The organism is Kitasatospora sp. NPDC028961, from assembly GCF_055564815.1.
In genome coordinates, this window is sequence record NZ_JBVHVO010000023.1 from 69,750 (window position 1) to 94,359 (window position 24,610).

Sequence of the window (24,610 nt, forward strand, 5' to 3'; positions counted from 1 at the left end):
CGAATATGCTGATCAGCATGACGACTGAGCCGGAACTGCAGCGGGGCGTCGGCGAGCCGGACGGCTTCCGCCGCCTGTGGACCCCCCATCGGATGGCCTACATCCAGGGCGAGAACAAGCCCACCGGTCCGGCTCCGGACGACGGTTGTCCGTTCTGCTCGATCCCGTCGCTGAGCGACGAGGAAGGGCTGGTCGTCGCGCGCGGGAACTCCGTGTTCGCGGTGCTCAACCTGTACCCGTACAACGGCGGGCACCTGATGGTGGTCCCGTACCGGCACGTCGCGGACTACACCGAGCTGGACGACGCGGAGACGGCCGAGCTGGCCGTGTTCACCAAGAAGGCGATGGCGGCGCTGCGGGCGGCCTCGGGCGCGCACGGGTTCAACATCGGGATGAACCAGGGCGCGGCGGCGGGCGCCGGGATCGCGGCGCACCTGCACCAGCACGTGGTGCCGCGCTGGGGCGGGGACACCAACTTCATGCCGGTGGTCGGCCACACCAAGGTGCTGCCGCAGCTGCTGGCGGACACCCGCAAGATGCTGGCCGAGGCCTGGCCGCAGGGCTGAACCGCAGGGCTGAACCGCAGGGGAAGGGGTCCACCGGAGAACCGGTGGGCCCCTTTCCCTGCTCTGCGTCGGGCCGCTCAGCCCGCGTCGTACTGGTCGACCTTGTAGGGCCGGGTGCCCTGCGCCTCGGACTTGATGATCGAGGCGCGGTTCTTGAAGAAGCGCTCGGTGTCGAGGTCGTGCTCCTCCAGGAACTCCAGCACGGCCGCGTGGACGGCGGTGAGCACCGGGGTGGCGGCGTTGAGCGCGTTGTCGGTCATCGACCGGGTGTTCCAGGGCGGTGCGGCCCAGACGTGGCGCAGGCCGAACGGCTCGGGCAGGCCGAGGCCGCCGCCGAGCCAGGCGAGCAGGCCGGGGCTGCGGTGGAGGGGGGCGCGGACGGCCTGCCGGACCACCTCGTCGTTGTCGATCAGCGGGAGCTTGACCGTCCGCTCCTCCCAGAACCTCAGGCTCTTCGGGACGGACTTCTCCTTGTCCTTGGGCTTGTCGGAGAAGACGCCGTTGACCGGGCCGAGCGCGTAGCCGGCCACGCTGACGTTCATGGTGTGCGCGAGCAGGACGACGGTGACGGTGAAGGTGAGCACCAGCTTGCCGTCGTGGGTGACGAACTGGGTGGCGAGGTAGTGCCGGGGGCCGCCGGGGAAGGTCTGCTTGTCCGCTATGGCCTGGACGGCGAAGTCGCGCATCCGGTCGCCGTCCATGTCGGCGTTGCCGGGGCGGCCGATCTCGTCGGCGCCCTCGCCGACCTCGAAGACCACCCACTGCTTGACGGCGACGTTGGGGATGCCGCTGTTGGCGACCTCGCTGATGCCGAGGCCCTTGAGGTGCCCGGCGATCTTGCGGACGAGGTCCCAGGGGTGGAACGCGCGGAAGTCGGCGTGGCCCTCGGCCGGGCGCAGGGCGTCGACCATCTTCCACTCGCCCCAGCGCCGGCCGGCGCCGAGGATCCCCTTGGGGCCGGCGTAGTGCTGGATGTTGGTGTCCTGCTCGGCTTCGAGCCGGCCGAGCTTGGCGCGCAGGTCGGCGGCCTTCTTGTCCAGGTCGTCGCGCGGGACGGCCTTGGGGACGGTCGCGGCGACGGCGTTGCCCTCGACGAGGTCGCGCCAGCGGTTGCGCAGGTCGACGGCGGTGCCGACGACGATGCGCTTGGCGAGGTACCAGCCGACGACCGGTGCGAGCATCACGATGCGCAGGTAGACGCCCAACAGGCCGCCGGCGGGCGGCTTGAGGGCGAGCAGCACGCCGACGGCGGCCGCCACGAGGAGGACCACCGCGCCGACGACGCCGGCGTTCCTGGGGCTGTCCCGCTTGAGCCAGGCGCGGAGCTGGAAGGCGCCGAGCCAGACCAGGGCGCCGGGCAGGAAGAGCAGACCGGTGACGAGGGTGACGGTGGTGAGCCGGCGGTCCCGGGCGGCGCGCAGGTCCTCGGCGGCCAGGCAGTGCTCGACGATCTGCCGGGTGTCGATGCCGAAGGACGGGACGAGGGGCTTGCGGTCGCCGCCGAGGGTGCGTCCGATCACGGCGCGGCTGAAGGCCTCGCCGAGGTTGGGGCGGAAGAGGGCGAAGCGGCCCTTCTTCTCGGTGGCGTTGGCGACGGTCTCGACGAAGCCGCGGACCTCGCCGTCGCGGTAGGCGGCCGAGGAGAGCGCCTGGGTGACGGCGGTCTGCGGGCCGGTGTCGGTCCGGGGTATCTGCGCACCCGGGGTCATGTCGAGTGTCGTCACGGTGGCTTCCCCTCCTCCCCTTGTCAGCGGCAGGGTACCGCGCCGCGGTACCGGCGCGCGGATGATCGTCTGAAGTGCCGTCACGTTCGGGCCAGTACGCGCTCGTGGGGCATGATGCCCACCTTTGCGCCGTGCGATACCCGTGTGCGGGGGGTGGACGGGCGCAATGGTGCACGATGGGCGCATGGGCCGTACGGAGGGAGCCGTGATGAAGGATCCGGTGCTGGTTTTCGACGGGGACTGTGCGTTCTGCACGACGTGTGCCGGCTGGGCGGAGCGGTACCTGCGCCAGACCCTGGCGTCGGGCGGCTGGGAGGCGGAGCCGTTCCAGTTCGCGGATCTCGCCGGGCTGGACGCGCTGGCCGGCGGGCGCGGCGAGGTGTCCTGGGAGCGGGCCGGGCGCGAGGTGCTCTGGGTGACGCCGGCCGGCCGGGTGTACGGCGGTGCGCAGGCGGTGGCGCGGCTGCTGATGCGGTCGGGCGGGGTCTGGGCGTACCTGGGCGGGGTGTTGGCGCTGGGGCCGGTGCGGCCGATCGCGGACGTGCTGTACCGCTGGGTGGCGAAGAACCGGCACCGGATGCCGGGCGGGACGCCGGCCTGCGCGCTGCCGAAGCGCTGAGGCCGCGGGACCGTCAGGCGGTGTGCTTGGCCGCGAGGGCGGCGGGCATGGGTTCGTGGCGCAGATGGGCGCGGGAGAACTCGGCGGTGCCGTGGGTGAGGGAGCGCAGGTCGACGGGGTAGCGGGCGAGTTCGAGCTCGGGGACCTCGGCGCGGAGCAGGGTGAGGCCCGGGCCGCCGGTCTCGGTGCCGAGGACCCGGCCGCGGCGGGCGGAGAGGTCGCCGAGGACGGCGCCGAGGTAGTCGTCGGGCAGCAGGACGCTGACCGCGGAAACCGGTTCGAGCAGTCGGATGACGGCGTGCTCCGCGGCGTCGCGCAGGGCGAGGGCGGCGGCGTTCTGGAAGGCGGAGTCGGAGGAGTCGACGGAGTGCGCCTTGCCGTCGGTGAGGGTGACCCGGATGTCGACGAGCGGGTACCCGGCGCCGACGCCCTTGGCGAGCTGGGCGCGGACGCCCTTCTCCACCGAGGGGATGAAGTGCTTGGGCACGGCGCCGCCGACGACGTGTTCCCGGAACTCGAAGCCGGCGCCGGCCGGCAGCGGTTCGACCTCCAGCTCGCAGATCGCGTACTGGCCGTGCCCGCCGGACTGCTTGACCAGTCGGCCGTGGCCGGCGGCGGCGGTGCCGAAGGTCTCGCGCAGGGCGACCTTGGGTTCGACGGTGTCGACGTGGACGCCGTGCCGGCCGCGGAGCCGGTCGAGGACGACCTCGGCGTGGGCCTCGCCGGTGCACCAGAGGACCAGCTGGTGGGTGTCGGGGTTCTGTTCCAGGCGCAGCGCCGGGTCTTCGGCGGTGAGCCGGGCGAGGGCCTGGGAGAGCCGGTCGTCGTCGCCCTTGCTGTGCGCCTCGATGGCGATCGGCAGGAGCGGTTCGGGCAGCGGCCAGCCGTCGAGCTTCACGGGGTGGCCGGGTTCGTGGACGGTGTCGCCGGGGCGGGCGGTGCTGACCTTGGCGGCGCAGACGAGGTCTCCGGCGACGGCGTGCGGGACGGGCCGCTGGAGCTTGCCGAACGGGCTGGTGAGGCCGGTGACGCGTTCGTCGCCGGTCTGGTCCTCGGGGTGGTCGGGGCCGGTGAGGTGGATGTGGGTGTCGGGGCGCAGGGTGCCGGCGTAGATCCGCAGCAGGCTGATCCGGCCGACGTAGGCGTCGGCGGTGACGCGGACGACCTGGGCGGCGAGGGGGGCGTCTGGGTCGCAGTCCGGGCCGGGGCGGGTGCGTTCGGTGGGGTCGGGGAACGCGGTGGTGATGAGGTCGAGGAGTTCGGCCGAGCCGAGGCCGCGGTCGGTGGTGGGCAGGGCGGGGTGCAGGGCGCAGGCGAGGACTTCGCGGCGCAGACCGGCTTCGAGGGCGTCGGTGTCGAGCGGTTCGCCGGCGAGGTAGCGCTCCATGAGGGTGTCGTCCTGGCCGGAGATGGCTTCGACGAGGCTCTCGCGGGCGGGGCCGGTGTCGGGCAGCGGTTCGGCCTCGCCGTAGGTGCGGCCGGTGAGCAGGTCGACGGTGCCGGCGGGGTGGCCGTCGTGGTGGACGGGGAGGAAGAGCGGGCGCAGGGTGTCCGGGCCGAGCCCGAAGGCGTCGTGGCAGGCGGTGAGGATGTCGTCGAAGTCGCTGCGGGCGATGTCGAACTTGGCGACGGCGATGGCGCGGGGGATGCCCTCGGCGGCGCACTCGCGCCAGAGGGCGCGGGTGGGGGTGGTGACCGGGTCGGTGGCCGAGACGACGAAGACGGCGCCGTCGGCGGCGTGCAGGGCGGCCCGCAGGTCGGCGGTGAAGTCGGGGTGGCCGGGCGGGTCGATCAGGTTGACCTTGACGCCGTTCCATTCGAGGGGGAGCAGCGAGAGCTGGACGGAGCGCTGCTGCTGGTGCTCGATGTCCTCGTGGTCGGAGACGGTGTTGCCGTCGGTGACGCGGCCGGCCCGGCCGAGGGCGCCGGCGGTGAGGGCGAGGGATTCGGCGAGGGTGGTCTTGCCCACGCCGCTGCAGCCGATGAGGACGACGTTGCGCAGCTGTCCGGGGTCGGTGACGCTGGGCGCCTGGCCGGATCGTGCGGTGCTGCGGTCGGGCATCGGGGTCTCCTCCCGTCGCGCCGAGGCTGACGTGAAAAGTCTAGGGGCGGTGTTCGCGGGGGCGCGTGTTCTGGGGGCTCGCGGTGACCGGGTGTGTGCGGCCGTGCGCCGGGGGTCGCGGGTGGGCGGGCGGTGGGGGCGGGCGGGCGGTGCGGTGCGCGGAGGGGTGTCGTGGGCGTGACTACGATGGGTGCGCCGGGTGGGCTGATCCGTCCGGTCGTCTGCCGCGTACTCCGCCGCAGGCGGGTACCAGGGAGATCGGAGCGGTTCGGAAGGCCATGCTCAACAAATACGCGCGTGCCTTCTTCACACGTGTCCTGACCCCGTTCGCCGCGTTCCTGATCCGGCTGGGGGTGAGCCCGGACGCCGTGACGCTGATCGGTACCGCCGGTTCGGTCGCCGGTGCGCTGGTGTTCTTCCCGCGTGGGGAGTTCTTCTGGGGCACCATCACGATCACGCTGTTCATCTTCTCGGACCTGGTGGACGGGAACATGGCGCGGCAGCTGGGCCGGTCGACCAAGTGGGGTGCCTTCCTGGACTCCACGCTGGACCGGGTCGCGGACGCCGCGATCTTCGGCGGGCTGGCGATGTGGTACGCGGGCGGGGGCGACAACGATCTGCTCTGTGCCGTGGCGATCTTCTGCCTGGCCAGCGGCCTGGTGGTGTCGTACACCAAGGCGCGGGCGGAGAGCCAGGGGCTGCCGTGTGATGTGTCGGGGCTGGTGGAGCGGGCCGAGCGGCTGGTGATCAGTCTGGTCGCGGCCGGCGTCGCGGGTCTGCACACCTTCGGGGTGCCCTATGTGGAGTGGCTGTTGCCGGTGGCGCTGTGGCTGGTGGCCGCGGGCAGCCTGGTCACGGTGTTCCAGCGGATGCTGACGGTGCGCCGCGAGGCGTTCGAGGCCGACCGAGCGGCGGCCGGGAGCTGATGGGGGGCGGGCCTTCGGTGAAGGACCGACTGGTGTACTCGGCCTACGCGTCGGGCTGGGCGGTGCTGCGGCACCTGCCGGAGCCGGTGGCGCGGGGCCTGTTCGACCGGATCGCCGACTTCGCCTGGCGCAGGCGCGGCAAGCGGGTGCTCCAGCTGGAGGCGAACCTGCGGCGGGTCCGGCCGGGGCTGGACGAGGCCGGGCTGCGGGAGTTGTCGCGGGCCGGGATGCGGTCGTACATGCGGTACTGGATGGAGTCCTTCCGGTTGCCGGTGTGGAGCCGGCAGCGGGTGGCCCGCGATGTGCAGGTGGCCGGCTTCGAGCAGCTGCGGGAGGCGATGGAGTCCGGCCGCGGTGCGGTCGTCGCCTTGCCGCACATGGGGAACTGGGACCTCGCGGGCGCCTGGGTGGCGCTGGAGGGGTACCCGTTCACCACGGTCGCGGAGCGGCTGAAGCCCGAGAAGCTGTTCGACCGCTTCGTGGCGTTCCGGGAGAGCCTGGGCATGGAGGTGCTCGCGTTGACCGGCGGCGGGGTGAACGTCGTCGGTACGCTGGCCCGTCGGCTGCGGGAGGGGAAGCTGGTCTGCCTGGTCGGCGACCGGGACCTCTCGGAGGCCGGGATCGAGGTGTCCTTCTTCGGGGAGGCGACCAGGATGCCGGCCGGTCCGGCGGCGCTCTGCCAGCGGACCGGGGCGGCGCTGCTGCCGGTCTCGCTCTGGTACGACGGCCCGCTGCTGCGGGCGCGGATCCACCCCGAGATCGTTCCGCCGCCGGAGGGGGACCGCAAGGAGAAGACCCAGGCGATGGTGCAGGCCATGGCTGACGTCTGGGAGCAGGGGATCCGCGAGCACCCCGAGGACTGGCACATGCTGCAGCGGTTCTGGCTGGCGGACCTGCCGGTCCGCGCGGCGGTGGAGGAGCCGGCGCGGCCGGCCGGCGCCGCCCGGCCCGCTCCGGCCGGCGAGCCCGCCGCCGAGGCCTCCGGGCCCTGACCCGCCGCACCCGCCGCACCTACAGGATCACGAGGAACCAGTGAAGATCGGCATCGTCTGCCCGTACGACTGGGACGTTCCCGGCGGGGTGCAGTTCCACATCCGGGACCTGGCCGAGCACCTGATCGGCCTCGGCCACGAGGTGTCGGTGCTGGCGCCCGCGGAGGACGACGAGGCGCTGCCGCCGTACGTGGTCTCGGCGGGGCGGGCGGTGGCGGTGCCGTACAACGGCTCGGTCGCGCGGCTGAGCTTCGGCATCCTCTCGGCGGCCAGGGTCCGGCGCTGGCTGAACGAGGGCCGGTTCGACATCCTGCACGTGCACGAGCCGGCCTCGCCGAGCCTGTCGATGCTGGCCGCCTGGTCGGCGTCGGGGCCGATGGTCGGCACCTTCCACACGTCCAATCCGCGGTCGCGGGCGATGATCGCGGCCTCGCCGATCCTGCAGCCCGGCCTGGAGAAGATGCGGGCGCGGATCGCGGTGAGCGAGTACGCCCGGCGGACCCTGGTGGAGCACCTGGGCGGGGACGCGGTGGTGATCCCCAACGGGGTGGACGTCGGCTTCTTCGCGGAGGCGGAGCCGGACGCGCGCTGGACGGGTGGGGCGGCGTCCGGCGAGCCCGGCACGATCGGTTTCATCGGCCGGATCAACGAGCCGCGCAAGGGCCTGCCGACGCTGCTGGCGGCCCTGCCGCGGATCCTGGCCGAGCGGCCGGGGGTGCGGCTGCTGGTGGCCGGCAAGGGCGACGAGGAGGAGGCGGTCGCCGGCCTGGCGCCGGAGGTCCGCGCGCAGGTGGAGTTCCTCGGCATGGTGAGCGACCGGGACAAGGCCCGGCTGCTGCGCAGCGTCGACCTGTACGTGGCGCCGAACACCGGTGGCGAGAGCTTCGGGATCATCCTGGTGGAGGCGATGTCGGCGGGCGCCCCGGTGCTGGCGAGCGACCTGGACGCGTTCAAGCAGGTGCTGGACGGCGGGGACGCGGGCGAGCTGTTCCCGGTGGAGGACGCGGACGCGCTGGCCGCGGCGGCACTGCGGCTGCTGGGGGACCCGGGTCGCCTGGAGGAGCTGCGCAAGGCGGCGTCCCGGCACGTGCGGCGGTTCGACTGGTCGACGGTCGGTGCGGACATCCTGGCGGTGTACGAGACGGTGACGGCCGGCGCGGTGGCGGTGGTCGGCGAGGACGAGCGCGGCGGCCGGCGCGGGCGGTTCGGGCTGGCCCGGGACTGACCCCGGCGTCCGGGGGCCGGTCGGCCGGGAATCGGCGGGGGCCGTCCGGGGTTGGGCTGCCTGAACCACCGATCATCGTGACCCTGGAGGCACCGGATGCCGCAGATCTCCGTCGACTACTCCCCGAGCCTGTCCGGCGCCTTCGACCGGCGTGCGCTGGGCCTGGCGATCAACCGGCTGGTGGTGAAGACCATCGACGCGAGCCCGGAGGCGTGCAAGACGGTCTTCCGCGAGGTGCGGGAGTTCGTGGTGGGCGTCGAGGACGGCGAGGGCGCGGGCGACGCCCAGGTGTACGTCGAGTTCCAGATCTTCCCCGGCCGTACCCCGGAGGCGAAGGCGGCGCTCAGCGACGCCGTGTTGGCGCTGCTGGCGGAGCGGATCGCGCCGGCGCCGGGCACCCGGCTGTTCACCGCGGTGAACGTCGAGGACATCGACCGCGCCGGCTACCGGAGTGCCACCGCCGAAGGCTGACGCCGGGCACCCGGTAGCGTAGCGCCCCGTGACTACCTGGATCTGGGCCGCCGTGGCCGTGGTGCTGTTCGGCATGTACCTGAGTTGGACGGCCGGCCGACTGGACCGGCTGCACGCCCGGATCGACGCCGCCCGGGCGGCGCTGGACGCGCAGCTGGTCCGGCGGGCCTCGGTCGCGATCGAGCTGGCGGCCTCCTCGCTGCTGGACCCGGCGGCCTCGCTGCTGCTGCTGGACGCGGCGCACGCGGCCCGGCAGGCCGACGACGAGCAGCGCGAGGTGGCGGAGAGCCAGTTGAGCATGGCGCTGCGGGCGGTGTTCGCCGAGCCGGAGCAGGTCGCGGTGCTGGTGGCCGAGCCGGGCGGCGACGAGGCGGTCAAGGAGCTGACGGCCGCGGTGCGCCGGGTGCCGATGGCGCGGCGGTTCCACAACGACGCGGTGCGTGCGGCCCGGGCGGTGCGCGAACACCGGCTGGTGCGCTACTTCCGGCTGGCGGGCAAGGCACCGTTCCCGATGGCCTTCGAGATGGACGACGCCCCGCCGTCGGCGCTGACCCCGGAGGGTGCTCCGGCCTGAGGAGCGGGCGTCTCACAGGCCGGACCGGGTGTGCCCGGATCCGGCCTGTTTGTCGTATCCCGTCGGCCAGCCTGGACTTGATGGCGCATGGAAAGACCATTTCTTCCGCCTACCATAGGGCGATAGCACTGGTTCATCTTCGAGTGAGGTCTCACGTGTCCACCACCCCCACCACCGCAGACCAGCCGCAGATCGGTACCGCCCGGGTCAAGCGCGGCATGGCCGAGCAGCTCAAGGGCGGTGTGATCATGGACGTGGTCAACGCCGAGCAGGCCAAGATCGCCGAGGACGCCGGCGCTGTCGCCGTCATGGCGCTGGAGCGGGTGCCCGCCGACATCCGCAAGGACGGCGGCGTCGCGCGCATGTCGGACCCGAACATGATCGAGGAGATCATCGCCGCGGTCTCGATCCCGGTCATGGCGAAGTCCCGGATCGGCCACTTCGTCGAGGCCCAGGTCCTGCAGTCGCTCGGCGTGGACTACATCGACGAGTCCGAGGTGCTGACCCCGGCCGACGAGGTGAACCACTCGGACAAGTGGGCGTTCACCACGCCGTTCGTCTGCGGTGCCACCAACCTGGGCGAGGCCCTGCGCCGGATCGCCGAGGGTGCGGCCATGATCCGCTCCAAGGGCGAGGCCGGCACCGGCAACGTCGTCGAGGCGGTCCGCCACCTGCGCCAGATCAAGAACGAGATCGCCCGGCTGCGCGGCTACGACAACAACGAGCTGTTCGCCGCCGCCAAGGAGCTGCGCGCTCCGTACGAGCTGGTCAAGGAGGTCGCCGAGCTCGGCAAGCTGCCGGTCGTGCTGTTCTCCGCCGGTGGTGTGGCCACCCCGGCCGACGCCGCGCTGATGCGCCAGCTCGGTGCCGAGGGCGTCTTCGTCGGCTCCGGCATCTTCAAGTCGGGCGACCCGGCCAAGCGTGCCGCCGCGATCGTCAAGGCCACCACCTTCTTCGACGACCCGAAGATCATCGCGGACGCCTCCCGCAACCTGGGCGAGGCCATGGTCGGCATCAACTGCGACACCCTGCCCGAGAGCGAGCGCTACGCCAACCGCGGCTGGTAGTCGGCCCCGCGCCAAGCGCCGGCCCGCCGCAGCGCCTCGGCGCGCGGCGGGCCGCGCCACGTACACACGACGTAACGATCGAAGAGGTTTGAGACCGTGAGCACTCCAGTCATCGGCGTCCTCGCCCTGCAGGGCGATGTCCGCGAGCACCTGGTCGCGCTGGCCGAGGCCGACGCGCTCGCCCGCCCGGTGCGCCGTGCCGAGGAGCTGGCCGAGGTCGACGCGCTGGTGATCCCCGGCGGGGAGTCCACCACCATGTCCAAGCTGGCCCTGCTGTTCGGCGTGATGGACCCGCTGCGCGAGCGGGTCGCCGGGGGCATGCCGGTCTACGGCACCTGCGCGGGCATGATCATGCTGGCCGACAAGATCCTGGACGGCCGCGACGACCAGGAGACCGTCGGCGGCATCGACATGACCGTGCGCCGCAACGCCTTCGGCCGCCAGAACGAGTCCTTCGAGTCCGGCATCGCCTTCCGCGGCCTGGACGACGCCCCGGTGCACGGCGTGTTCATCCGCGCCCCCTGGGTCGAGGCCGTCGGCGCGGGCGTCGAGGTGCTGGCCGAGCTGCCGGCCGCCGACGGTCCGGAGAGCCGCGTCGTCGCCGTCCGCCAGGGCAACCTGCTGGCGACCTCCTTCCACCCCGAGCTCACCGGCGACCACCGGGTGCACGGCTACTTCGTGCGGATGGTCGAGGAGCACCTGGCGGCGGCGGCCCGGTAACGCTTCGCCGCCGCACGCGGACCGTGTGCACCCCACCGGCGGCGGCACCGGTAAGATCCCTCCTGTTCATTTCCCTTTGGCGACGTAAAGGAGCTGGCGATGTCCGGCCACTCTAAGTGGGCTACCACCAAGCACAAGAAGGCCGTGATCGACGCCAAGCGCGGCAAGCTCTTCGCCAAGATGATCAAGAACATCGAGGTGGCGGCGCGCACCGGCGGCGGCGACCCGGCCGGCAACCCCACGCTGTACGACGCCATCCAGAAGGCGAAGAAGAGCTCCGTCCCGATCGACAACATCAACCGCGCCGTCAAGCGCGGCTCGGGCGCGGAGGCCGGCGGGGCCGACTACTCGACGATCATGTACGAGGGCTACGGCCCGAACGGTGTCGCCGTCCTCATCGAGTGCCTCACGGACAACCGCAACCGCGCCGCCTCCGACGTGCGCGTGGCGATGACCCGCAACGGCGGTTCGATGGCCGACCCGGGCTCGGTCTCGTACCTGTTCAACCGCAAGGGCGTCGTGATCGTCCCCAAGGCCGACGGCGTCGACGAGGACAAGCTGTTCGAGGTCGTCCTCGACCAGGAGCCCGAGGAGATCAACGACCTCGGCGAGTCCTTCGAGATCGTCTCCGAGGCCTCGAAGATGGTCGCCGTCCGGACCGCGCTGGTGGACGCCGGCGTCGACTACGACTCGGCCGAGGCCAACTTCCTCCCGAGCATGCAGGTCGAGCTGGACGTCGACGGCGCCCGCAAGATCCTGAAGCTGATCGACGCCCTGGAGGACAGCGACGACGTGCAGAACGTCTTCGCCAACTTCGACATCAGCGACGAGGTTGGTGCGCAGCTCGACGCCGAGTGATCGTTCCCACTCCCCGGCCCGGTGGTCCCACGACCACCGGGCCGGTGTCGTCGGTAGGACTGTCCGACCCTGGCGGTAGCCTTCGCAGGTCGCCACGGCGAGCGGCGCGTTTCGGAGAGGCGGGGTCGAGGTGCGGGTACTGGGTGTGGACCCGGGGCTGACCAGGTGCGGGATCGGGGTGGTCGACGGCGCGCCGGGCCGGCCGCTGAGGATGGTCGGCGTCGGGGTGGTGCGCACGCCCGCCGAGGCGGACATCGGGCCCCGGCTGCTGCTGGTCGAGCAGGGCATCGAGAGCTGGCTCGACGAGCACCGGCCCGACCTGGTCGCGGTCGAGCGGGTCTTCGCCCAGCACAACGTCCGCACCGTGATGGGCACCGCGCAGGCCAGCGCGGTCGCGATGCTCTGCGCCACCCGGCGCGGCATCCCCGTCACCCTGCACACCCCCAGCGAGGTGAAGGCCGCCGTCACCGGCTCCGGCCGGGCCGACAAGGCCCAGGTCACCGCCATGGTGCAGCGGCTGCTGCGACTGGACGCCCCGCCCAAGCCGGCCGACGCCGCCGACGCGCTGGCGCTGGCCATCTGCCACATCTGGCGTGGCGGCGCGAGCGACCGGATCGCCGCGGCGCTCGCCAAGGCGGCGCCCGCCAGGACCGCGCCCGGCGCGGCCGCGCCCGCCGCCCGGGCCCCGTACTCCGCACGATCCCCCCGAGGAGCCGCTCGATGATCGCCTTCGTCCAAGGGCCGGTGGCCGCCGTCAGCGGCGGCACCGTCGTCGTCGAGGTCGGCGGCGTCGGCATGGCCGTCCAGTGCACCCCGGCGACCGCGGCCGGCCTGCGCCTCGGGGAGCCGGCCCGGCTCGCCACCTCGCTGGTCGTCCGGGAGGACTCGCTCACGCTGTACGGCTTCGCCGACGACGACGAGCGGGCCGTCTTCGAGATCCTCCAGGCCGCGCCCGGTGTCGGGCCGCGCCTGGCCCAGGCCATGCTCGGCGTGCACAGCCCGGACGAGCTGCGCGCCGCCGTCGCCGCCGGGAACGAGAAGGCGCTGATCGCCGTCCCCGGTATCGGCAAGGCGAAGGCCGCCAAGCTGCTGCTGGAGTACAAGGACAAGCTGGGCGCCCCGCACGGCAGCGTCCCGGCCCAGAAGCCGATCGCCGCGGGGCCCGCGCCGTGGAGCGAGCAGCTGCACGCCGCCCTGGTCGGCCTCGGCTACGCGCCGCGCGAGGCGGACGAGGCGGTCACCGCCGTCGCCCCCGAGGCCGAGGCGCAGGCCGTCACCGATGTGGGCGCGCTGCTCAGGGCCGCGCTGCGGACCCTGAACCGGACGCGCTGACGCCGCGTCGGCCGCCACCCTCCACCGAACCGACCATCTGTCACCTTGTCGACATTGGAGCCCGCACCGATGAGCCCGTACGACTCCGACCCGGCCGACCGGCTGGTGACGGCCGCCGCCGACGGCGAGGACCAGGCGGTCGAGGCGGCGCTGCGCCCCAAGCAGCTGGACGAGTTCATCGGCCAGGAGCGGGTGCGCGAGCAGCTGTCCCTGGTGCTGCAGGCCGCCCGGCAGCGCGGGACCGCGCCGGACCACGTGCTGCTCAGCGGTCCGCCCGGGCTCGGCAAGACCACCCTTTCCATGATCATCGCGGCCGAGCTGGGCGCCCCGATCCGGATCACCTCGGGCCCGGCCATCCAGCACGCCGGCGACCTGGCCGCGATCCTCTCCTCGCTCTCCGAGGGCGAGGTGCTCTTCCTGGACGAGATCCACCGGATGTCCCGGCCGGCGGAGGAGATGCTCTACATGGCGATGGAGGACTTCCGGGTCGACGTGATCGTCGGCAAGGGCCCGGGCGCCACCGCCATCCCGCTGGAGCTGCCGCCGTTCACGCTGGTCGGCGCGACCACCCGGGCCGGGCTGCTGCCGCCGCCGCTGCGCGACCGGTTCGGCTTCACCGGCCACATGGAGTTCTACGCGCCCGCCGAGCTGGAGCGGGTGGTGCACCGCTCGGCCGCCCTGCTGGACGTCGAGATCGACCCGGCCGGCGCCGCCGAGATCGCCGGCCGCTCCCGGGGCACCCCCCGGATCGCCAACCGGCTGCTGCGCCGGGTCCGCGACTTCGCGCAGGTCCGGCACGACGGGGTGGTCACCCCGGAGATCGCTGCCCGGGCGCTGGACGTCTACGAGGTGGACGCCCGCGGTCTGGACCGGCTGGACCGCGCAGTGCTGGACGCGCTGCTGCGGCTGTTCGGCGGCGGACCGGTCGGCCTGTCGACCCTGGCGGTCGCGGTGGGTGAGGAGTCCGAGACGGTCGAGGAGGTCGCCGAGCCGTTCCTGGTCCGCGAGGGTCTGCTGGCCCGGACCCCGCGCGGCCGGATCGCCACCGCCGCCGCCTGGCAGCACCTCGGCCTGACCCCGCCGGTTCAGACCACCAGGGGCGCGGTACCGGCCCAGTCGGAACTTTTCCCGCCGGACGAGGGCTGAACGGGTGACACCGGGGCGATCGGGGCGCGCGGACGCCTGAGCAGGTCCGCGCGGAGAAGCCGGGGGAGAAGTCCGGGGAATCTGTGCAGGCGCAGGCTCGCCACTTTCGGCGGCAGGATGCGATGCTTGGCGTTGTCCGATCAGTTCGGGGTCGCCTAGACTCCGCCGGACCGCCCCTCTCACCTGACGGGCCGACCATTACCACACAGGCCGCCGGCCGGCGGCCCGTAAAGGACCCTGGCTGCAGTGAACCTCATCATCCTTCTCCTCCCGATCATCGCGATCGTGCTCATGTTCCGGTCGCAGAAGAAGCGCCAGCAGCAGCAGGCGAGCATGCAGACCGCGCTGGAGCCCGGGGCGGGAGTGCGCACCATCGGCGGCCTGTACGCCCAGGTGAAGGCGGTCAACGAGGAGACCGTCGAGCTGGAGATCGCGCCCGGCGTGGTCACCCACTTCACCAAGAGCGCGGTGGCGGCGGTCCTGGACCCGCAGGAGTACGACGCGATCATCAACGGTCGCCCCGCCGTGGACGAGCTGTCCGAGCCGGAGGCCGAGGACGCCGACGTCGAGCCGGTCGAGGACAAGCCGCTGACGCTCACCAAGGACAGCGCCGACAAGGGCGACGTCGAGGGCGCTGGTCCCGCGACCAAGTAGTACGGCCGGGCACCCGCCCGGCCGCGCGGCGCAGTCAGTAGTGCCGCGAGCCCACAGGATCTCAGGGCCGCAGATCCGCCATGCCCCCGTCCGCCACGAGCCGGACGGGGGTCCGGTAGGGGAGGTGGCATGGACAGGGAGAAACGAGCAAGGTGGCAACACCCAAGTCGCGCCCGCGCGACGGTTACCCGGGGCGGGCTCTGGCCCTCATCCTGGTGGTCACCGTCGGACTGGTCGCCCTCATGTTCGGGACGGGCCACACCAAGCCCCGCCTGGGTATCGACCTCGCCGGCGGTACCAGCATCACCTTGAGCGCGAAGTCGACCGACCCCAAGGCGATCAACAAGTCCAACATGGACATCGCCACCGGGATCATCGAGCAGCGGGTCAACGGGATGGGCGTCTCCGAGGCGGAGGTCCAGACCCAGGGCGACCGGAACATCATCGTCAACATCCCCAAGGGTGGTGACAAGCAGAGCGCGGTCGACCAGGTCGGCACCACCGCTCAGCTGTACTTCCGCCCCGTCCTCGCCCTCGCCCCGAGCGGTGTCCAGGCCCCGGCCCCGAGCGCGTCCCCCTCGGCGAGCGGCAGCGCCGCCCCGAGCGCGACCCCCTCGGCCACCGGCACGCCCGCCGCGACCGCCGGCGCCCCCAGCGCCAGTGCGACCAAGCAGGGCCGCGCCGTCGGTGAGGCACTCGCCGCCGACGCCACCCCGACCCCGGCCGCCACCGGCAGTGCGAGCACCGCTCCGAGCGCGCCCGCCGCCGCGACCCCGAGCGCTCCCGCGCCCACCGCACCGGTCAACCCGGACCTCTCCGCCGCGATGACCACGGGCACCGTGCCGCCGGAGCTGGCCGCCGAGTTCGCCGCCGTCGACTGCTCCAAGCCCGAGCAGCGCAAGAACATGCAGAAGTCCGAGGGGCAGCCGACCGTCGCCTGCACCCAGAAGGACGAGCGCGGGATCTTCTACAAGCTCGCCCTCGGCCCGGTCGCGGTGAAGGGCGCCGACGTCTCCAAGGCGCAGGCCACCATCGACACCCAGCAGGGGGCCGGCTGGCAGGTCGCGCTGCAGTTCAACGGCCGGGGCACCGACGCCTTCACCGACGTCACCGGCAAGCTCGCCGCCCAGCCGGACCCGACCAACCAGTTCGCCATCGTGCTGGACGGGCAGGTCGTCTCCCACCCGTACGTGCGCAACGCCATCCCCGGCGGCTCGGCCGTGATCTCCGGCAGCTTCAGCCAGGCGGAGGCGCAGAACCTCGCCAACGTGCTGAGCTTCGGCGCGCTGCCGCTGGAGTTCACCACGGACGACGTCACCACCGTCTCGCCGCAGCTCGGCGGCGACCAGCTGAAGGCGGGCCTGGTCGCCGGCCTCATCGGCATGGTGCTGGTGGTCCTCTACTCGCTGGTCTACTACCGCGGCCTCGGCCTGGTCTCGATCGCGGGTCTGATCGTCTCGGCGATCCTGACCTACTCGATCATGAGCCTGCTCGGCGCGGGGATCGGCTTCGCGCTGAACCTGCCGGCCATCTGCGGCGCGATCGTCGCGATCGGTATCACCGCGGACTCCTTCATCGTCTACTTCGAGCGCATCCGCGACGAGGTCCGCGAGGGCGCCCCGCTGCGCCCGGCGGTCCAGCGGGCCTGGCCGCGCGCCCGGCGCACCATCCTGGTGTCGGACTTCGTGTCCTTCCTCTGCGCCGCGGTGCTCTACCTGGTCTCGGTCGGCAAGGTGCAGGGCTTCGCGTTCACGCTGGGCCTGACCACCGCGCTCGACGTCGTGGTGATCTTCCTGTTCACCAAGCCGCTGATCACCCTGCTGGCCCGCCGGAAGTTCTTCTCCGACGGTCACCCGTGGTCGGGCCTGGACCCGAAGCGCCTGGGCGCCCGCCCGCCGCTGCGCAGCACCCGTCGTCGCAGCTCCTCCTCCTCTGCCGCCGTGAAGGAGGCCTGACACCGTGTCGCGCTTCTCCAATCTGGGTCACCGGCTCTACCAGGGCGAGGTCAGCTTCGACTTCGTCGGCCGCCGCAAGCTCTGGTACAGCATCTCCGGCGTGATCGTGCTGGTCGCCGCCGTCGGCCTGGCCATGGGCCTGAAACTCGGCATCGAGTTCAAGGGCGGCTCGGTCTACACCGTCGCCAAGCCGGGGCTGACCATCTCGCAGACGCAGGACGTGGTGGACAAGATCGTCCACTCGCACCCGCTGGTGCAGTCCGTGGACGACGGCAAGAAGATCCGCATCCAGGTCAGCTCCGAGGACCAGGTCTCCTCGGCGGTCTTCACCGACAAGCTGTCCAAGGAGCTCAGCGTCCCGATCGCGGAGATCGACACCCAGGTGATCGGCCCCAGCTGGGGTGAGCAGATCTCCAGCAAGGCCCTCACCGGCCTGATCATCTTCATGGTCCTGGTGACGGTCTACCTGGCGATCGCCTTCGAGTGGCGGATGGCGGTGGCCGCCCTGGTCGCCCTCATCCACGACCTCCTGATCACCATCGGGGTGTACGCCCTGGTGGGCTTCGAGGTCACCCCCGGTACGGTGATCGGCTTCCTGACGATCCTCGGGTACTCGCTCTACGACACGGTCGTCGTCTTCGACACCGTGAAGGAGAACGCGAAGGGGCTCACCAAGCAGAACAAGATCACCTACAGCGAGGCGGCCAACGCGGGCCTCAACCAGACCCTGGTCCGCTCGCTGAACACCACGGTGGTCGCCCTGCTCCCGGTGGCGGCGCTGCTGTTCATCGGTGGCGGCCTCCTGGGCGCCGGCACGCTGAACGACATCTCGCTGGCCCTGTTCATCGGTCTCGCCGCCGGTGCCTACTCCTCGATCTGCGTCGCCACCCCGCTGCTCGCGCAGCTCAAGGAGGAGCAGCCGGAGATGAAGGCGCTGGCCAAGCGGGTCGCCCAGCGGCGGGCCGCGGAGGCCAGGAACGCCGCCGCGGAGGCGCGCGGCGAGGCTCCGGAGGGCGAGGAGATCGCCGACGGCGACCTGCCGGCGGGTATGGTCGGTCAGCGCGGCCGGGCGGCCGGCACCTCGCGTGCCAAGGGCCGTCCGTCCACCAAGCGCTGACGCCCGACCGACCGTGAGGACTCTTCCGTGACCACCGCCGACACCGCCCTGGCCGAGCTGCTGAACAGCCGGATCCGGGACGTTCCGGACTACCCGAAGCCCGGTGTGCTGTTCAAGGACATCGCACCGCTGCTCGCCGACGCCGAGGCCTTCGCGGCCCTCACCCGGGCGCTGGCGGAGCGGGCGACGGCCCTCGGTGCGACCAAGGTGGTGGGCCTGGAGGCGCGCGGCTTCGTGCTGGCGGCCCCGGCGGCCTTCGCGGCCGGCCTCGGCTTCGTGCCGATCCGCAAGGAGGGCAAGCTGCCCGGCGAGGTGTTCCGGCGCTCGTACGAGCTGGAGTACGGCTCGGCGACGCTGGAGGTGCAGTGCGACGCCTTCGCACCCGGTGAGCGGGTGCTGGTGGTGGACGACGTGCTGGCCACCGGCGGGACGATCGGTGCCTCGCTGGACCTGGTCAAGGAGGCCGGCGCCGAGCTGGCGGGCGTCGTGGTGCTGATGGAGCTGGGCTTCCTGGACGGCCGGGAGCGGCTGGCCGGGCACCTGGGCGGCGCGCCGCTGGAGACGCTGGTCACGGTCTGAGGGAAGCGTCCGACGAACGGACGGAGGGCGGCGGTCGGATCATCCGACCGCCGCCCTCCGCGTGTCCGGGGCCGACCGGCTGAACACGGGAGCGCCGGGCTCGGTACCATGAAGGTTCATCCCCTCCCGGTTGTGCGTGATGGTGCGAGCCGCACGAGGGGCCGGCCCGGTGCCCCGAGGAGTGTCCTTGCCCGACGAGGTTGTGCCCACGGCCGAAGCGGCCGCCCCCGAAAACCGTCCCACGCCCTCGGGGGCCACCCCGGCACGCCCGGCGCCGACCTCCTCCCGCCCGGTGGCTCCCGCGAGCCGTCCGTCCTCCTCCGGGGGCATGCGCGCCCGGCTGGCCCGCCTCGGCGGCCAGCGCTCCAGCGTGCTCAACCCCGTGCTGGAGCCGCTGTTCCGCTCGATCCGGGCCAACGACCCCAAGGCCGACCCGGCCCTGCTGCGGGACATCGAGAAGGCGTACGCCGTCGCGGAGAAGTGGCACCGCGGGCAGAAGCGCAAGAGCGGCGACCCGTACATCACCCACCCGCTGGCGGTGGCGACCATCCTGGCCGAGCTGGGCATGGACGCCGCGACCCTGATGGCCGGCCTGCTGCACGACACCGTCGAGGACACCGACTACGGCCTGGAGACCCTGCGCAAGGACTTCGGCGACTCGGTGGCCCTGCTGGTCGACGGCGTCACCAAGCTGGACCGGGTGAAGTTCGGCGAGGCCGCGCAGGCCGAGACCGTCCGCAAGATGGTCGTCGCGATGGCCAAGGACCCGCGCGTCCTGGTGATCAAGCTCGCGGACCGGCTGCACAACATGCGCACCATGCGCTACCTCAAGCGGGAGAAGCAGGAGAAGAAGGCCCGCGAGACGCTGGAGATCTACGCCCCGCTGGCGCACCGGCTGGGCATGAACACCATCAAGTGGGAGCTGGAGGACCTCGCCTTCGCGATCCTCTACCCCAAGATGTACGACGAGATCGTGCGCCTGGTCGCCGAACGCGCCCCCAAGCGGGACGAGTACCTCGCCACCGTCATCGACCAGGTCCAGGGCGACCTGCGCGGCGCCCGGATCACCGCGTCCGTCACCGGCCGGCCGAAGCACTACTACTCGGTCTACCAGAAGATGATCGTCCGGGGCCGGGACTTCGCCGAGATCTACGACCTGGTGGGCATCCGGGTCCTGGTCGACACCGTCCGCGACTGCTACGCGGCGCTGGGCACCATCCACGCGCGGTGGAACCCGGTGCCGGGGCGGTTCAAGGACTACATCGCGATGCCCAAGTTCAACATGTACCAGTCGCTGCACACCACGGTGATCGGTCCCGGGGGCAAGCCGGTCGAGCTGCAGATCCGCACCTTCGACATGCACCGCCGGGCCGAGTACGGCATCGCCGCGCACTGGAAGTACAAGCAGCGCGCGGTGGCCGGCGCCTCCAAGGTCCGCACCGACACCCCCACCCAGACCCGCAAGGACGACAAGGCCGGCGCCGTCAACGAGATGGCCTGGCTGCGGCAGCTGCTGGACTGGCAGAAGGAGACCGAGGACCCGAGCGAGTTCCTGGAGTCGCTGCGCTTCGACCTCTCCAACAACGAGGTCTTCGTCTTCACGCCCAAGGGCGACGTGATAGCGCTGCCGGCCGGCGCCACCCCGGTGGACTTCGCCTTCGCCGTCCACACCGAGGTCGGGTACCGCTGCATAGGGGCGCGGGTCAACGGGCGGCTGGTGCCGCTGGAGTCGACCCTGGAGAACGGCGACAGCGTCGAGGTCTTCACCTCCAAGGCGGAGAACGCCGGCCCCTCCCGGGACTGGCTGGGCTTCGTCAAGTCCCCGCGCGCCCGCAACAAGATCCGCGCCTGGTTCTCCAAGGAGCGCCGCGAGGAGGCGATCGAGCACGGCAAGGAGGCCATCGCCCGGGCGATGCGCAAGCAGGGCCTGCCGATCCAGCGGATCCTGACCGGCGACTCGCTGGTCACCCTGGCCCACGAGATGCGCTACCCGGACATCTCCTCGCTGTACGCGGCGATCGGCGAGGGCCACGTCGCCGCGCAGAACATCGTGCAGAAGCTGGTGCAGGCGCTCGGCGGCGAGGAAGGTGCCACCGAGGACCTGGCCGAGACGGCCACGCCGACGCACGACAACCGCCGGGCGGCGCGCCGCCGGGCCAAGGGCGATCCGGGCGTCATCGTCAAGGGCGTCGAGGACGTCTGGGTCAAGCTGTCGCGCTGCTGCACCCCGGTGCCGGGCGACCCGATCGTCGGCTTCGTCACCCGCGGCAACGGCGTCTCGGTGCACCGCGCCGACTGCGTCAACGTGGAGGCGCTCAGCCAGCAGCCCGAGCGGATGATCGAGGTCGAGTGGGCGGCCACCCAGTCGTCCGTCTTCCTGGTGGCCATCCAGGTCGAGGCGCTGGACCGCTCCCGGCTGCTCTCGGACGTCACCCGGGTCCTCTCCGACCAGCACGTCAACATCCTGTCGGCGGCGGTGCAGACCTCCCGCGACCGGGTGGCGATGAGCCGCTTCACCTTCGAGATGGGCGACCCGAAGCACCTCGGCCACGTCCTGAAGGCGGTCCGCGGCGTGGAGGGCGTCTACGACGTCTACCGGGTCACCTCGGCCCGCAAGTAGCGGGTACGGCGAAGGGCCCCACCGCCTCGGCGGTGGGGCCCTTCGTCAGGTCCGGAGGGCGGCGGATCAGCCGCTGAACTCCTCCTGGCTGCGGTGCGCCTGCTCCAGCAGGGTCTGCACGCCTGCCAGCTCGGACTCCAGCTTGGCGACCTTGCTCGCGTTGCCGGCGGCACGGGCCTTGTCCAGGTCGGCCTGGATCTTCTCGGCCTTGGCCTCGAACAGGCCGACCATGCCGGCGGCGCGGGCCTTGGCCTCCGGGTTCGAGCGCTTCCACTCGCTGTCCTCGGCCTCGCGGATCGCCCGCTCGACGGTGTTCAGCCGGGCGTCCAGCTTCGGGCGGGCGTCGCGCGGCACGTGCCCGATCGCCTCCCAGCGCTCGTTGACGTCCCGCAGGGCGGCCTTGGCGGCCTTCAGGTCGGTGATCGGCAGGATCGCCTCGGCCTCGGCCGCCAGCGCCTCCTTGAGCTTCTGGTTGCCGACCTGCTCGGCGTCGCGCTCGCTGAACACCGCGGACCGGGCCTGGAAGAAGACGTCCTGGGCGCCGCGGAAGCGCGCCCACAGCTCGTCCTCGATGTCCCGCTGGGCGCGCCCGGCGGCCTTCCAGCGCGCCATCAGGTCGCGGTAGCTGGCCGCGGTCTCGCCCCACTCGGTGGAGGAGGAGAGCGCCTCGGCCTCGCTGACCAGCCGCTCCTTGGTGGCCCGGGCCTGGTCGCGCTCGGCGTCCAGGGTCGCGAAGTGCGCCTTGCGGTGCTTCGAGAAGACCGAGCGGGCGTGCGAGAACCGGTGCCACAGCTCGTCGTCGCTCTTGCGGTCCAGCCGGGGCAGGCCCTTCCAGGTGTCCACCAGCGCGCGCAGCCGGTCCCCGGCCTCCCGCCACTGGGTCGACTCGGCGAGCCGCTCGGCCTCGGCGACCAGCTCCTCCTTGGCCGTACGGGTCTCGTCCTGGGCCTTGGCGCGGGCCGCCTTGCGCTCCTCGCGGCGGCTCTCGATATCACCGGCGAGCGTGTCCAGCCGCTTGGCCAGCGCGTCCAGGTCGCCGACCGCGTGTCCCTCGGTCACCTGCGCGCGCAGGTGGTCCAGCGCGGTCTGGGCGTCCTTGGCGGCCAGGTCGGTGGTGCGCACCCGCTTCTCCAGCAGGCCGATCTCCACCTCGATGCCCTGGTACTTGCGCTCGAAGTAGGCGAGAGCCTCCTCGGGCGAGCCGGCCTGCCAGGAACCCACGACGCGTTCGCCGTCGGCCGTCCTGACGTAGACCGTGCCCTGCTCGTCGACACGGCCCCACGGGTCGCTGCTCATAGCGCGTCCTCCACATGACGTCGCGCCCGCGCCGGAGCGGGACGCGTACGTCGTCCACAGTTGATGTGCGGCGGACCGATGGGCCCGCCGTCCCGTCCGCCGTGCTTTGCTGCCGAGGGTGACGGCCGGCGGGTCTGGGCACCCTACACAACGCCAACATAGGCGACCAGGACCGGTGCTGTCCGCATCCGGGCCGGGCGATTTCGGGCCGGGACCGCGCCGGGGCGCCGCGCGGGCGCCCGCGCGGCGGTCCCGGTGCCGGTCAACCCTTCGCGGCGGTCACCGAGTTGAGGGTGACGTCGGCCATCGGGTGACCGTCCGTCCCGCCCTCCAGGGTGCCCGCGGCGGCGATCTTCTGGAGCACGTCCAGACCGCCGGTGATCTTGCCGAACGGGGTGTAGTTCGGGCCGAGCTGGGTGTCCTTGTAGACCAGGAAGAACTGGCTCCCGTTGGTGCCCGGGCCGGAGTTGGCCATCGCCAGGGTGCCCGCCGGGTACGTCGCGCCGGTCAGGTTCTCGTCGGCGAACTTGTAGCCGGGACCGCCGGTGCCGCCCGGGTTGGTCGCGCTGGCGGTCGGGTCGCCGCACTGCAGCACGAAGATGCCGCCGGTGGTCAGCCGGTGGCACTTGGTGTGGTCGAAGTACTGCTCGCCGGCCAGGAAGGCGAAGGAGTTCACCGTGTGCGGCGCCTTGGCCGCGTCCAGCGAGAGCGTCACCTTGCCGCAGTTGGTGTCCAGCGTCGCCGTGTACTTGCCGGCGGCGTCGACGCTCATGGCCGGCTCGGCCTTCCACTGCTTGCCGTTCGGCGCGCCCGGCGCCGGGTCGGCGCAGCCCTCGACCGGCGTGCGGGTCGGGGTGGTGGGCTCGTCGGTGGCGGTCGGCGCGGTCGGCGCGGTCGGCGGCGCCGCCGCGGTGTCCTTCTTGTCGTCCGAGGTGAAGGCACCCGTGCCCACCAGGACACCGCCGCCTGCCAGCACCACCACGGCGAGCGCGCTGCCGAGGATCGTGTTGCGACGCCGGCGCGCGGCGTGCATCTCGGCCCGGCGCTGCGCCTGGCGCTCGTACTTCTCGCGGGCGAGCTGCCGCCGCCGCTGTTCGCTGCTGACCACCGGCCGTGTCTCCTACATGGGTGCTGTCGTACTGGGGGCTGTCCGGCCCCTCCGGCCCGGGGGCGAGGAGGGATCGTGTGCGGATGCTGGAGCGGATCATCGCATCCATCGGCGGCCAAGTGTAGGGACCGCGGCTGTAAGAACCCGGTGAACCCGTCGGGACGGAGTGAACCTGTCCCGCCTATCTGGTTCGCAACCGGACCCGGAGCGCCGGTAGGCTTCCGTTACATCTCATCGTGTAGCCGCATCCCGCAGCCGCCACGGCCGACCCGAATCACGAAGGACGCGCGTTGTTCATCGCCGGATTCCCCGCTGGAGCCTGGGGCACCAACTGCTACCTGGTCGCACCGGCCGCCGGCGAGGAGTGCGTCATCGTGGACCCGGGCCACCAGGCCGCCCGCGGCGTGGAGGAGCTGGTCCGCGAGCACCGGCTGAAGCCGGTCGCGGTGGTCCTCACCCACGGCCACATCGACCACGTCGCCTCGGTGGTCCCGGTCTGCGGCGCGCGCGGCGTCCCGGCCTGGATCCACCCCGAGGACCGCTACATGATGGCCGACCCGGAGAAGGCGCTCGGCCGCTCGCTCGGCACCCAGCTGATGGGCGAGCTCACCGTCGGCGAGCCCGACGACGTGCGCGAGCTCACCGACGGCAGCGTGCTGGAGCTGGCCGGCCTGAAGCTCACCGTCGACCACGCGCCCGGCCATACCAAGGGGTCGGTGACGTTCCGGACGCCCGGCGCCGAGGACCTCCCCCCGGTGCTGTTCTCGGGCGACCTGCTCTTCGCCGGCTCCATCGGGCGCACGGACCTCCCGGGCGGGGACGGCGACGCGATCCTGCGGTCGCTGGCCCGGGTGTGCCTGCCCCTCGACGACGCGACCGTGGTCCTCTCCGGCCACGGCGGACAGACCACCATCGGCCGCGAGCGCGCCACCAACCCCTACCTCCGACAGGCGGCGGGAGCGCTCGGCGCTCCGGCCTTCCCGCGACGAGGAATGTGAC

At 72.3% G+C, this 24,610-nt stretch carries 23 protein-coding genes; 19 read left to right on the plus strand and 4 right to left on the minus strand.

All coding sequences use genetic code 11. From position 1 onward, the window contains the following. Window positions 1-5 precede the first annotated feature (5 nt). Window positions 6-566: an HIT family protein gene (locus ACZ4UX_RS28805; protein ID WP_329486834.1), complete on the plus strand. Its 561-nt coding sequence runs from the start codon at window positions 6-8 to the stop codon at window positions 564-566. A 77-nt stretch (window positions 567-643) separates the two neighbouring features. Here the strand turns inward: ACZ4UX_RS28805 and ACZ4UX_RS28810 are convergent, their stop codons facing one another. Further along, entirely contained in the window at window positions 644-2,290 is a 1,647-nt protein-coding gene (locus ACZ4UX_RS28810; protein WP_465708810.1) for a hypothetical protein, read from the minus strand. A gap of 184 nt (window positions 2,291-2,474) precedes the next feature. Between ACZ4UX_RS28810 and ACZ4UX_RS28815 the strand changes: the two genes are divergently transcribed. Next, the gene (locus tag ACZ4UX_RS28815; RefSeq protein WP_465708811.1) at window positions 2,475-2,909 is read left to right on the plus strand and encodes a thiol-disulfide oxidoreductase DCC family protein; all 435 of its coding nucleotides are present in this window, start codon (window positions 2,475-2,477) and stop codon (window positions 2,907-2,909) included. 13 nt (window positions 2,910-2,922) lie between these two features. Here ACZ4UX_RS28815 and ACZ4UX_RS28820 read toward each other — a convergent pair whose 3' ends face one another. Beyond that, complete coding sequence (locus ACZ4UX_RS28820) at window positions 2,923-4,971, minus strand: elongation factor G-like protein EF-G2 (protein ID WP_465708812.1); 2,049 nt, start codon at window positions 4,969-4,971, stop codon at window positions 2,923-2,925. A 278-nt stretch (window positions 4,972-5,249) separates the two neighbouring features. Between ACZ4UX_RS28820 and pgsA the strand changes: the two genes are divergently transcribed. The 16 genes from pgsA (at window position 5,250) to ACZ4UX_RS28900 (ending at window position 21,207) form a co-directional block, all read left to right on the plus strand. Next, on the plus strand, window positions 5,250-5,897 hold the full coding sequence (gene pgsA / locus ACZ4UX_RS28825; RefSeq protein ID WP_352293275.1) for a phosphatidylinositol phosphate synthase: 648 nt from the start codon (window positions 5,250-5,252) through the stop codon (window positions 5,895-5,897). Continuing rightward, on the plus strand, window positions 5,897-6,889 hold the full coding sequence (locus ACZ4UX_RS28830) for a phosphatidylinositol mannoside acyltransferase (RefSeq protein ID WP_359808764.1): 993 nt from the start codon (window positions 5,897-5,899) through the stop codon (window positions 6,887-6,889). The genes pgsA and ACZ4UX_RS28830 overlap by 1 nt, the downstream gene beginning before the upstream one ends. A 40-nt stretch (window positions 6,890-6,929) precedes the next feature. Continuing rightward, entirely contained in the window at window positions 6,930-8,114 is a 1,185-nt protein-coding gene (locus ACZ4UX_RS28835) for a glycosyltransferase family 4 protein (RefSeq protein WP_329486826.1), read from the plus strand. Window positions 8,115-8,210: 96 nt separating this feature from the next. Then, window positions 8,211-8,585, plus strand: a complete 375-nt coding sequence (locus tag ACZ4UX_RS28840) for a 5-carboxymethyl-2-hydroxymuconate Delta-isomerase (RefSeq protein WP_465708813.1) — start codon at window positions 8,211-8,213, stop codon at window positions 8,583-8,585. A 28-nt stretch (window positions 8,586-8,613) separates the two neighbouring features. Beyond that, window positions 8,614-9,159, plus strand: a complete 546-nt coding sequence (locus ACZ4UX_RS28845; protein WP_465708814.1) for a LemA family protein — start codon at window positions 8,614-8,616, stop codon at window positions 9,157-9,159. A 155-nt stretch (window positions 9,160-9,314) separates the two neighbouring features. Beyond that, window positions 9,315-10,226, plus strand: a complete 912-nt coding sequence (gene pdxS, locus ACZ4UX_RS28850; protein WP_329486822.1) for a pyridoxal 5'-phosphate synthase lyase subunit PdxS — start codon at window positions 9,315-9,317, stop codon at window positions 10,224-10,226. Window positions 10,227-10,322: 96 nt separating this feature from the next. After that, a complete protein-coding gene (gene pdxT, locus ACZ4UX_RS28855) occupies window positions 10,323-10,946 on the plus strand; it encodes a pyridoxal 5'-phosphate synthase glutaminase subunit PdxT (protein ID WP_329486821.1) in 624 nt (207 codons plus the stop codon). 99 nt (window positions 10,947-11,045) lie between these two features. Further along, complete coding sequence (locus ACZ4UX_RS28860; RefSeq protein ID WP_329486820.1) at window positions 11,046-11,804, plus strand: YebC/PmpR family DNA-binding transcriptional regulator; 759 nt, start codon at window positions 11,046-11,048, stop codon at window positions 11,802-11,804. Between the two features lie 130 nt (window positions 11,805-11,934). Further along, window positions 11,935-12,528: a crossover junction endodeoxyribonuclease RuvC gene (gene ruvC / locus ACZ4UX_RS28865; RefSeq protein WP_329486819.1), complete on the plus strand. Its 594-nt coding sequence runs from the start codon at window positions 11,935-11,937 to the stop codon at window positions 12,526-12,528. Beyond that, window positions 12,525-13,136, plus strand: a complete 612-nt coding sequence (ruvA, locus tag ACZ4UX_RS28870; RefSeq protein ID WP_329486818.1) for a Holliday junction branch migration protein RuvA — start codon at window positions 12,525-12,527, stop codon at window positions 13,134-13,136. Before ruvC ends, ruvA begins: the two co-directional genes overlap by 4 nt. 69 nt (window positions 13,137-13,205) lie before the next feature. Then, window positions 13,206-14,282, plus strand: coding sequence for a Holliday junction branch migration DNA helicase RuvB (gene ruvB, locus ACZ4UX_RS28875; RefSeq protein ID WP_465708815.1), 1,077 nt, complete (start codon window positions 13,206-13,208; stop codon window positions 14,280-14,282). Window positions 14,283-14,528: 246 nt separating this feature from the next. After that, entirely contained in the window at window positions 14,529-14,936 is a 408-nt protein-coding gene (yajC, locus tag ACZ4UX_RS28880; protein WP_329486816.1) for a preprotein translocase subunit YajC, read from the plus strand. Window positions 14,937-15,088: 152 nt separating this feature from the next. Beyond that, the gene (gene secD / locus ACZ4UX_RS28885; RefSeq protein ID WP_465708816.1) at window positions 15,089-16,891 is read left to right on the plus strand and encodes a protein translocase subunit SecD; all 1,803 of its coding nucleotides are present in this window, start codon (window positions 15,089-15,091) and stop codon (window positions 16,889-16,891) included. Between the two features lie 4 nt (window positions 16,892-16,895). Then, window positions 16,896-18,008, plus strand: coding sequence for a protein translocase subunit SecF (secF, locus tag ACZ4UX_RS28890; protein WP_380386240.1), 1,113 nt, complete (start codon window positions 16,896-16,898; stop codon window positions 18,006-18,008). Between the two features lie 27 nt (window positions 18,009-18,035). Next, complete coding sequence (locus ACZ4UX_RS28895) at window positions 18,036-18,587, plus strand: adenine phosphoribosyltransferase (RefSeq protein WP_465708817.1); 552 nt, start codon at window positions 18,036-18,038, stop codon at window positions 18,585-18,587. A gap of 139 nt (window positions 18,588-18,726) precedes the next feature. After that, window positions 18,727-21,207 (plus strand): RelA/SpoT family protein, encoded by a 2,481-nt coding sequence (locus ACZ4UX_RS28900; protein ID WP_465708818.1) that lies wholly within the window; start codon window positions 18,727-18,729, stop codon window positions 21,205-21,207. A 66-nt stretch (window positions 21,208-21,273) separates the two neighbouring features. Here the strand turns inward: ACZ4UX_RS28900 and ACZ4UX_RS28905 are convergent, their stop codons facing one another. Together ACZ4UX_RS28905 and ACZ4UX_RS28910 are read right to left on the minus strand one after the other, a co-directional pair. Continuing rightward, complete coding sequence (locus tag ACZ4UX_RS28905; protein WP_329486812.1) at window positions 21,274-22,503, minus strand: DUF349 domain-containing protein; 1,230 nt, start codon at window positions 22,501-22,503, stop codon at window positions 21,274-21,276. Between the two features lie 262 nt (window positions 22,504-22,765). Continuing rightward, window positions 22,766-23,611 (minus strand): peptidylprolyl isomerase, encoded by an 846-nt coding sequence (locus tag ACZ4UX_RS28910; protein ID WP_396489615.1) that lies wholly within the window; start codon window positions 23,609-23,611, stop codon window positions 22,766-22,768. 290 nt (window positions 23,612-23,901) lie between these two features. Between ACZ4UX_RS28910 and ACZ4UX_RS28915 the strand changes: the two genes are divergently transcribed. Beyond that, the gene (locus tag ACZ4UX_RS28915) at window positions 23,902-24,609 is read left to right on the plus strand and encodes an MBL fold metallo-hydrolase (RefSeq protein ID WP_329486810.1); all 708 of its coding nucleotides are present in this window, start codon (window positions 23,902-23,904) and stop codon (window positions 24,607-24,609) included. The last annotated feature ends 1 nt before the right edge of the window (window position 24,610 follow it).